We start from the raw sequence: 8362 nt of genomic DNA on the forward strand, positions 1-8362 counted from the left end.
GATCCCCCTCGTCACCTGAAACACCCACCAGCAGCAGCGGATGAGCCACTTTCGACCTCCAAACCCTTAACCAAGTAGCGACCCCAACTCATCAGCACAGAAAAACTCGTGACTGTTCGGCATTTTTCCGCAGCCTGCTAGTGTCGCGATCAATATAGAGGTTGGTTAAAGGTCGAAAAACCTTGGAGGTTTCGGGAGGACGAGCAATGCAAAACGGCAATCGATCGTTTCCACGACTCACAACGTTGATGCTCGGCGTAGCGCTGATGGCCACCGTGTTCTTCGCCGCTACAGCTCGTGCCCAGGTCAAACCCGGCGACTTTATCACCATGCAAAACGCTGCCAAGGTCAAAGATCTGGTCTCGCCAGGCGTCTATTACAAAGTGACGCACGGGATGTCGATGAAGATCATCCCGAGTCAGCGAATCGACTGGCCGCCGCCGTATAAGGACGCCACCGAAAAATACTCCTCGCAGGTCCGGCTCACGCAGGACCATCGCAGCGTGCTCGGTTTCGTCGCGGGGCAGCCGTTTCCGCTGATCGATGCGAACGATCCGGACGTTGGCGTCAAAATCATCTGGAACAACGTCTTTCGGCCCATCACTTCCGATGACTACGACCTCCGCTTCTACGACTGCGACAGCCGTTACCAGGCAGCCGGCAAGGCCGACAGCATGCAGATAATTTACGGCCAGATTGGCCACTATGCCGGCTACGATTTGGTCGGCCGCACCGAGGTCGAGCCGTTGCCGACCGATCCTGACTTCAAGAAGACGGGCCGCCTCTGGCTGTTCGGCCTTTACCCGATTCTTGCTCCGGCGAACTGGCGGGGTCTCGGCTTCATCCGATATCGCTACGCGGATCCGACCCGCGGCGACGATACCTGGGAATGGCTGCCGGATTCGCGCCGTATCCGCCGCCTCAACGAATCGATCATGAGCGCGCGCACCGGTCCCCAGGCATGGGATCCCGATCACTACTCAGGCTTCAATCCCAAAACCGAATGGTACGATTACAAAATGATCGGTGAAAAAAATCTGCTTGCCTCTGCGCACGCCGAGCATTCACCGGAACTGCGATGCAACACCGATGGCGGCACGAGCGCGTGCCCCGAGGCGTGGGAAATGCGCCACATGTACGTCGTTCAGGCCGAACCTCGCTCAGGCTTTGGCAAGGCAGGCAACGTGCTCGATTCCCGCACGCTGATCTACATGGATTCTGAAATGTGGTTCGAGCCGTACATCGATACCTACGATCGGCAAGGCCAGCTCTGGACCAACCACATCTATTGGCTGGCCAATCGCGATCGTCCGGTGCCCGATGCGAGGGTGGCGATTTATCCGTTCAAGCGATCGTTCGTAGTCGGCGCGGTATCCACCGATTTGCAGGCAGGGTTCGCGACGATGTGCTATCTGCCCGGTCTCGAAACGCCTGAGAAGGAATGCTGGTACATCAATATGGGCGCGGTGGATCGGTCATTCTTCACCACCGACGCGATGGTCCGTGCGGCGCCATGATTTGATCGGAAGCAGACTCAACGAAGTTGCTGGCGCGGTCGCTGACCGCGCCATTTTTTTTGAGCCGCCACGCACGAGCCCGTCCGTTTGCATCCCCGGTGATTTGTCCCGCAAGAGACGCATGAGGCTGGCGTCCCCTTGGCCCGCGCAGACCGATCAATTTTCGGCGAACGAACCTCGCATTAGAATTATTGCGGATTCGATTAAGCACGGTGGCCGGGCGTTTAGCGGGGCGGAGACGATAATCCGGGAAGCTTGGAACTGACCGAAGCGCAAGTCTTTTCGCGATCGTCTGCCGGAAAACTTTAGCACCTGTCGGTACTTGTGTGGTACAGCTAGTACCGTAAGCGGAAACGGCCCGGGTCTCGTGGCGCCGCCGGAATCCTGATTGTTCCCGGAGCAGCAAAGCGCTTGCGGAAAGCAAATCGAACGAGGCGCGCCATAAGCTCAGTCCAAATACTAATTCAGCGAAACTTAACTCTCTATCAGTACAATTAATATAATCCCGCAGCAATCGTACTGAATACTCAGTTCCGCTGCCGCGCGTATAGCCACTTCTTTGCCGTATTTCGCATCAAATACGCGATATTCTAATAATACTTATGCAAGCCAGCCCGCTGAACAGCCTCTAGCCGGATCGATCGCGTCCGCGCGCCGCCGCGCGGCATCCGCGCAGTTCACCTTACGCCGGAGCGATGTTTATGAATCCGCAGTATATAAAGCCCGAACTGTCTCAAGTGGCGAGTAGTTCATTAGCGACGAACCATCGAACTGACCGGTATCTCACTTGCGTTCATCGGCGACTCTATTAGCGATACTGAATTGATGAACGGGCAAATAGTCAATCGATGCTTCAGTGCAATAATTTATATTGACCCGGATATGACCGAAGCCTAATGTTGTGTTCCGCACAATCTTACTGCGCGGTCATTCAACCCTGCGCTCGTTTCACCGGAGGATACGTAATGCGAAGGCAGAAGAACTCGTCGTCATGGATCACGACGATCATGGCGGCCTTGGGGCTGTTCGCGATTGGCGCGTTCAGCACCAACGGCTACGCCCAGGTAAAACCGGGCGATTTCATCACGCCCGAAAACGCCACCAAGGTTAAGGATCTGGTCGGCCCTGGCGTTTACTACAAGGTCGAGCGCGGGATGACGATGAAGATCGTCCCGACCCAGCGCGTGGATTGGCCGCCTCCTTACAAGGACGCAACCGAAAAGTACTCCGCGCAGGTGCGGCTCTCGCAAGATAAGCGTTCGGTTGTCGGCTTTGTCGCCGGCCAGCCATTCCCGCTGATTGACGCGAACGATCCGGACGTCGCTGTCAAGATCATCTGGAACAATGTGTTCCGGCCGATCACGACCGACGATTACGATCTGCGCTATTATGACTGCGACTCCGCATATCAGAAAAAGGGACCGCAGACCGGGCAGGTCGAGTACTTCCAGATCGGACATTATGCCGGCTACGACCTGGTCGGCCGCACCGAAGTCGAGCCGATGCCGACCGATCCTGACTTCAAGCAGACCGGCCGCTATTGGCTATTCGGCCTTTATCCGATTCTTGCGCCGCAGGAAATCCGCGGCACCGGCTTCATCCGCTGGCGCTACGCCGATCCGAAGCGCGGTGACGATATCTGGAGTCTCAGCGCCGGCTCGCGCCGTATCCGCCGCGTTGACGAAGCGATCGTGAGCTCGTCCACCACCGCGGGCGGCACCTCTGCGCATGCGTGGGATCCGGATCACTATTCGGGTTTCAATCCCAAGACCGAGCAGTACTTCTACAAGTTCCTGGGCGAGAAGAACATGCTCGCGACGATTCACGCCGAGCATTCGCCCGAAGTCCGCTGCGCGACGGACGGTGGCGCCAGCGCCTGTCCCGAGGCTTGGGAAATGCGCCACATGTACGTGGTCGAAGCCAAGCCTGATCGCTCGCGCGTAAACGCGCTTGATTCACGCACGGTAATCTTCATGGATAGCGAGATGTGGTTCGAGCCGTATATCGACACCTACGATCGCTCGGGCAATCTGTTCCGCTCGCACATATACTGGCTCGCGACGCGCGACCGTCCGGTACCCGATGCAAAGGTTGCCATCTATCCGTTCAAGCGTTCGTTCGTCGTCGGCGCGCTTTCGACCGACGTGCAGAGCGGCCTTGCCACGATGTGCTACCTGCCTGGAATGGAGACGCCGGAGAAAGAGTGCTGGTACATCAACATGGGCGCGGTGGATCGATCGTTCTTCACCACCGACGCGATGTTCCGCGCGGCCTCGTTCTAATCAGCTAGCCGAAACTGCCTGCTAAACCGCACTGGCGCGATCGCAAGATCGCGCCAGTTCTTTTTTTGCCTGCTGCGCTCGCCTCTTCCGATCACTCGATCGTGAATTGCTCGAGACTTTGCGGCTCATCATTTGCTCGATTAGATTTTCGCATCGCCGCAAACGAAGTTCTTATGTTTCGTGCCGATGAACTACGGCTGGGCCGCGAATCAACGCGCGCAGCCTAACAGTCATTCGGTCGCGGAATCGCGCAGATTTCGGCGCATTTTTGCCGCATTTTTACAAGAGTATAAAGTTAATTGACGCCGATGATTGTCTGATCTAATGATTCGATTAGTTAATCAGGGCGGCGGATGCCGCAAAATTACTAGGAGGCCGAGTTCGTTATGAGAAAGGTGTTGCGAGTGTCTGCTACAACGGCTGTCGCAGCCTTGGCGCTGCTGGCTTTGCTCTGGCCGGCGTCAAGTTTTGCGCAAGTCAAACCGGGCGATTTCATCACGCCCGAAAACGCCACCAAGGTTAAAGATTTGGTCGGCCCCGGCGTTTACTACAAAGTCGAGCGCGGGATGACGATGAAGATCGTCCCGACCCAGCGCGTGGATTGGCCGCCTCCGTACAAGGATGCGACCGAAAAGTACTCGCCGCAGGTCCGGCTCTCGAAAGATAAACGCTCGGTCGTCGGCTACGTGGCGGGTCAGCCCTTTCCGCTGATCGACGCGAACGATCCCGACGTCGGGGTGAAGGTCGTCTGGAACAACGTGTTCCGTCCGATCACTTCTGACGACTACGATCTGCGGTTCTATGACTGCGACTCTGAATATCAGAAAAAGGGGCCACAGACCGGACAGATCGAGTACTTCCAGATCGGCCACTACGCCGGCTACGACCTGGTGGGCCGCACCGAAGTGGAGCCGCTGCCGACCGACCCCGACTTCAAGCAGACCGGCCGCCTCTGGTTGTTCGGGCTGTATCCGATCCTGGCGCCGCAGGAAATCCACGGCACGGGCTTCCTTCGCTGGCGCTACGCCGATCCGAAGCGTGGGGACGATATCTGGAGCCTTGCCGGCGGTTCACGCCGCCTCCGCCGCGTTGACGAAGCGATCATGAGCTCGTCCACCACCACCAATGGCTCCTCGGCTCACTCGTGGGATCCCGATCATTATTCGGGCTTCAACCCCAAGACCGAGCAGTACTTCTATAAGTTCATTGGCGAGAAGAACATGCTGGCGACGGTTCATGCCGAGCATTCGCCCGAAATCCGCTGCGCGACTGACGGCGGCGCCAGCGCCTGCCCCGAAGCATGGGAGATGCGCCACATGTACGTGGTCGAGGCCAATCCGGATCGCTCGCGGGTAAACGCACTCGATTCACGCACCATTATCTTCATGGACAGCGAGATGTGGTTCGAGCCGTATATCGACACCTATGATCGCGCAGGCCGTCTATTCCGCAGCCATATCTACTGGCTGGCCACCCGTGATCGTCCGGTGCCTGATGCACGCGTCGCGATCTATCCGTTCAAGCGTTCGTTCGTCGTCGGTGCGGTTTCGACCGACGTGCAGTCTGGTTTGGCGACGATGTGCTATCTGCCGGGTATCGAAACGCCGGAGAAGGAGTGCTGGTACATCAACATGGGCGCCGTGGATCGCAGTTTTTTCAACACCGATGCGATGGTGCGCGCGGCCGCGTTCTGATCAGATAATTCAAAACCGTTTGCTAACCGGACTGGCGTGGTCGACAAGATCGCGCCAGTTCTTTTTTGCCCAGGCCCGCTTAAAGTCTCTACCCGCCCAGCCGGTCCCAGCGCCTCGAGCTAACGGCCGTTAGCTGGATCCGGCGATCCTGCGACTTGTTGGACGATATAATTACCGTTGACGCTCAGCATAAACTAGTCTAATGGAATCATTAGTGGGCGACCAAACAATTCAGCAACGAACTACTAGGGGAGACTGCGTATGCACAGGGGAAAAGCATTTCGTGTGTCCGTCACAATTTCCGTCACAGCATTGATCCTGCTGATTTTGGGACTGGCGCCGCCGCCAGGCCACGCGCAGGTCAAGCCGGGCGATTTCATCACGCCCGAAAATGCCACGAAGGTCAAAGACTTGGTCGCACCGGGCGTCTATTACAAGGTCGAGCGCGGCATGACGATGAAGATCGTCCCGAGCGAGCGTATCGACTGGCCGCCGCAGTACCAGCGCGATTACCAGGCCGATAAGCGTGGCCGGGGTGATTGCTTTCCGGGGCGACTTAGAATGAGCTTCGCAGTTCGGGAGTACCTTCTTGATTGAGTCTCTGATTAGAAGCCTCGCGTTTTCCGATCTAAGTGACAAATCGAGGTGTTCGCAATCCATCTTAATGTTCTGACCATTAAATCGACTTAGTATTGACTTAATTGTTTGGCTTGGTCAGTTTCGAATAAGCTGCTCCAGCGGCCGCAGTAGCCACTCCCAGCCCTAGCAGGGTGTTGAAAAATACATACTGTAGAATTTCGCTACACACTTACTGATCTCCGATGGTCTCAAGACGCTCGTAAATTGGAACCGTACCTGATGCCGTACGGCGGATCGAAGTAGACCATCTGCACATGGCCAGCCATGCCTTCCTTTTCCAGCAGTGAATTCATGACCAGCAGGCTATCGCCGGCAATCAGCCGATTGCTCCAGCCGTGGGCGTGCTTGTAAAACTCGATGGCTTCGCGGAGGGGCGGGTTTTCGGACTTCGAGCTGAAGAGCGACATCTGCTCATAGTTGTTGCCGTTCTTTTTGCGCACCGCTTCCAGAATGCTCCGCGGGTCGATGCGTTCGTGAACGTGAAGGGAAACTGTAGGAACCACAAAACTGGTGCGCTCGGCCTTCCCCGCCCACTGCAACGACGGATCAAGGTGCGGATCGTAAGCGTAGGTCCGCTTCGTCTCCTTCTGGTCGGTTTCCGGCGTGACGAGGCCCACCGGCGGGTTGTTCACCCGCTTCTTGTCGGCATGACTGTACTGCTCGATGGGGCGCTTGTTGCTGTTCGTGCTTTTGATTTTTGCCATGAGTACGAACGTCTATTATCCGTTGCTGCGGAGCATCCTACACCTCATCGTAACAGCGCCGATATTGCGCCAGTTGGGAGGTTTTGTCACGGCGGTTTCTTGTTCTGTCATGTAGCCTCCTTCGCGCGGTGCGATCGACTTCGGGTCGCGGGCTTGCGTTCGACGCGCTGCCGCGTCTGGACGAAAGCGCGCAGGACCGCGTTAATACGTGTCTGGTAGCCTCTGCCGCGCGCCTTGAACCAGTCGAGAATATCGCCATCAAGGCGAATGTGAATATCCTGCTTGGCGGGCGGCAGTCCAACCATGACCGTGCTTTCCCAGCCTGCGGCCAGGGGACCTTCGTCCTTGTCTGCGAGCCGTTCAACCTCCACCTGGGACATCGCATTAGCGCGCTTCCAGTCTGTCTTGCTCTCGCCACGCGCAATTTTCCGTCTGATCTTGTCAGCCGAAAATCGTGCGATATTTTCGTTCTTCCGCATCTCTTGCCCTCCTGAAGGAAATAAGCCGGATGGCCTCCACGCGTTCGGTCCATACGACAGCGAAAAATCTATTCGTCAACTGCCCGACGGTCACAAAGCGTTCCTCGCCGTGACGTGGAGACGGGTATGTGAATACCGGGCGCCCGTCGAACAGCTTGGTTGCGTCGATCAGATCCAGGCCGTGCGCCGCCAGATTTATCGCGCGCTTCTTCTCGTCCCATTCAAAGTCCATCGATCCTTGTATCCACAACTATGTACATAGTCAAGAAAATTAAACAAACAAGGGGTTGGGGGGCTTTTCCTCGCAGACGCGAGAGGTCGCGTTCTCCACGGCGAGTCGCGCTCAAGTGGCGGATTCTTCAATATGATTCAGACCGAGCTGTTCCTACCAATAACTCCATCTGAACCGGAATTTGAGCGGCTGCGAGAATCGGTATCGAATTGACGCGCTTAAGTGAGACGGCTGCGATCTGAACCACAAGCGGACGACTCCTGATCGAGATTGAAAACCCTTGGGTGCATGGATCCTCAGAAGGCGGCGTACGGGCGGCCGCGCAACGATTCGTGAACAGGAATCTGGGACGAGAATCTGTCCAGGCTCACGACGCCATTTCATCCGCCTCGGCCGCCCTCTTGCGAGCGCCATGACGTGCGGGTCAGGATCAATGGGTGAAGGATCAAATCGGCGAGCTCACGCATGGCGCAATCTGGCGATTTCTGGCTGACGATCACGCGCGGCTCGATTCGCTTCTCGAGCGCGCCGGATCATGCGCCAGCGCTGACGAGCTGGCAGCATTCGATCAGTTCCGTCGTGCACTGCTGCATCACATCGCAATGGAAGAAAAGGTGCTGCTGCCCGCCGCAGAGCGGGCACACGGAGCGCCCATTCCCGAGGCGCCCAGGCTCCGGCTCGACCACGGTGTGCTGGCGGCGCTTATGATTCCTTCGCCGCAGCCGCGAATCGTCCGCGCGATTCGCTTCGTGCTTGCGCGGCACAACCCGCTCGAAGAATGCCCGAACGGCGCGTACGACTCGTGCGAATGGCTG

At 57.2% G+C, this 8362-nt stretch carries 7 protein-coding genes and 1 pseudogene; 5 read left to right on the forward strand and 3 right to left on the reverse strand.

Annotated elements, in window-relative coordinates; translation table 11 throughout:
• The first annotated feature begins 206 nt into the window (after window positions 1-206).
• The 4 genes from Q7S58_RS06160 (at window position 207) to Q7S58_RS06175 (ending at window position 6090) form a co-directional block, all read left to right on the forward strand.
• Window positions 207-1517 (forward strand): DUF1329 domain-containing protein, encoded by a 1311-nt coding sequence (locus Q7S58_RS06160; protein WP_304822090.1) that lies wholly within the window; start codon window positions 207-209, stop codon window positions 1515-1517.
• 965 nt (window positions 1518-2482) lie between these two features.
• Complete coding sequence (locus Q7S58_RS06165; RefSeq protein ID WP_304822094.1) at window positions 2483-3799, forward strand: DUF1329 domain-containing protein; 1317 nt, start codon at window positions 2483-2485, stop codon at window positions 3797-3799.
• A 431-nt stretch (window positions 3800-4230) separates the two neighbouring features.
• Complete coding sequence (locus Q7S58_RS06170) at window positions 4231-5493, forward strand: DUF1329 domain-containing protein (RefSeq protein WP_304822097.1); 1263 nt, start codon at window positions 4231-4233, stop codon at window positions 5491-5493.
• Between the two features lie 312 nt (window positions 5494-5805).
• Window positions 5806-6090, forward strand: a complete 285-nt coding sequence (locus tag Q7S58_RS06175; protein ID WP_304822101.1) for a hypothetical protein — start codon at window positions 5806-5808, stop codon at window positions 6088-6090.
• Between the two features lie 239 nt (window positions 6091-6329).
• On the opposite strand, the pseudogene Q7S58_RS06180 reads toward Q7S58_RS06175, so the two are convergent.
• The 3 genes and pseudogenes from Q7S58_RS06180 to Q7S58_RS06190 all read right to left on the reverse strand — a co-directional run.
• Window positions 6330-6836, reverse strand: a pseudogene (locus Q7S58_RS06180) (site-specific DNA-methyltransferase); the annotation flags it as partial.
• A gap of 107 nt (window positions 6837-6943) precedes the next feature.
• Complete coding sequence (locus Q7S58_RS06185; RefSeq protein ID WP_304822107.1) at window positions 6944-7315, reverse strand: BrnA antitoxin family protein; 372 nt, start codon at window positions 7313-7315, stop codon at window positions 6944-6946.
• Entirely contained in the window at window positions 7278-7547 is a 270-nt protein-coding gene (locus Q7S58_RS06190) for a BrnT family toxin (RefSeq protein ID WP_304822111.1), read from the reverse strand. The genes Q7S58_RS06185 and Q7S58_RS06190 overlap by 38 nt, the downstream gene beginning before the upstream one ends.
• A gap of 437 nt (window positions 7548-7984) precedes the next feature.
• Between Q7S58_RS06190 and Q7S58_RS06195 the strand changes: the two genes are divergently transcribed.
• Window positions 7985-8362: hemerythrin domain-containing protein (locus Q7S58_RS06195; protein ID WP_304822114.1), on the forward strand; the 378-nt coding region annotated here is incomplete at its 3' end.

It is taken from the genome of Candidatus Binatus sp. (assembly GCF_030646925.1).
In the GTDB taxonomy this organism is placed as follows: Bacteria; Desulfobacterota; Binatia; order Binatales; family Binataceae; genus Binatus.

What these genes read in the sequence shown, in the direction of transcription:
- Q7S58_RS06160 (WP_304822090.1), top strand. Translation starts at nt 207, where the DNA reads ATGCAAAACGGCAATCGATCGTTTCCACGACTCACAACGTTGATGCTC.
- Q7S58_RS06165 (WP_304822094.1), top strand. Translation starts at nt 2,483, where the DNA reads ATGCGAAGGCAGAAGAACTCGTCGTCATGGATCACGACGATCATGGCG.
- Q7S58_RS06185 (WP_304822107.1), bottom strand. Translation starts at nt 7,315, where the DNA reads ATGCGGAAGAACGAAAATATCGCACGATTTTCGGCTGACAAGATCAGA.
- Q7S58_RS06190 (WP_304822111.1), bottom strand. Translation starts at nt 7,547, where the DNA reads ATGGACTTTGAATGGGACGAGAAGAAGCGCGCGATAAATCTGGCGGCG.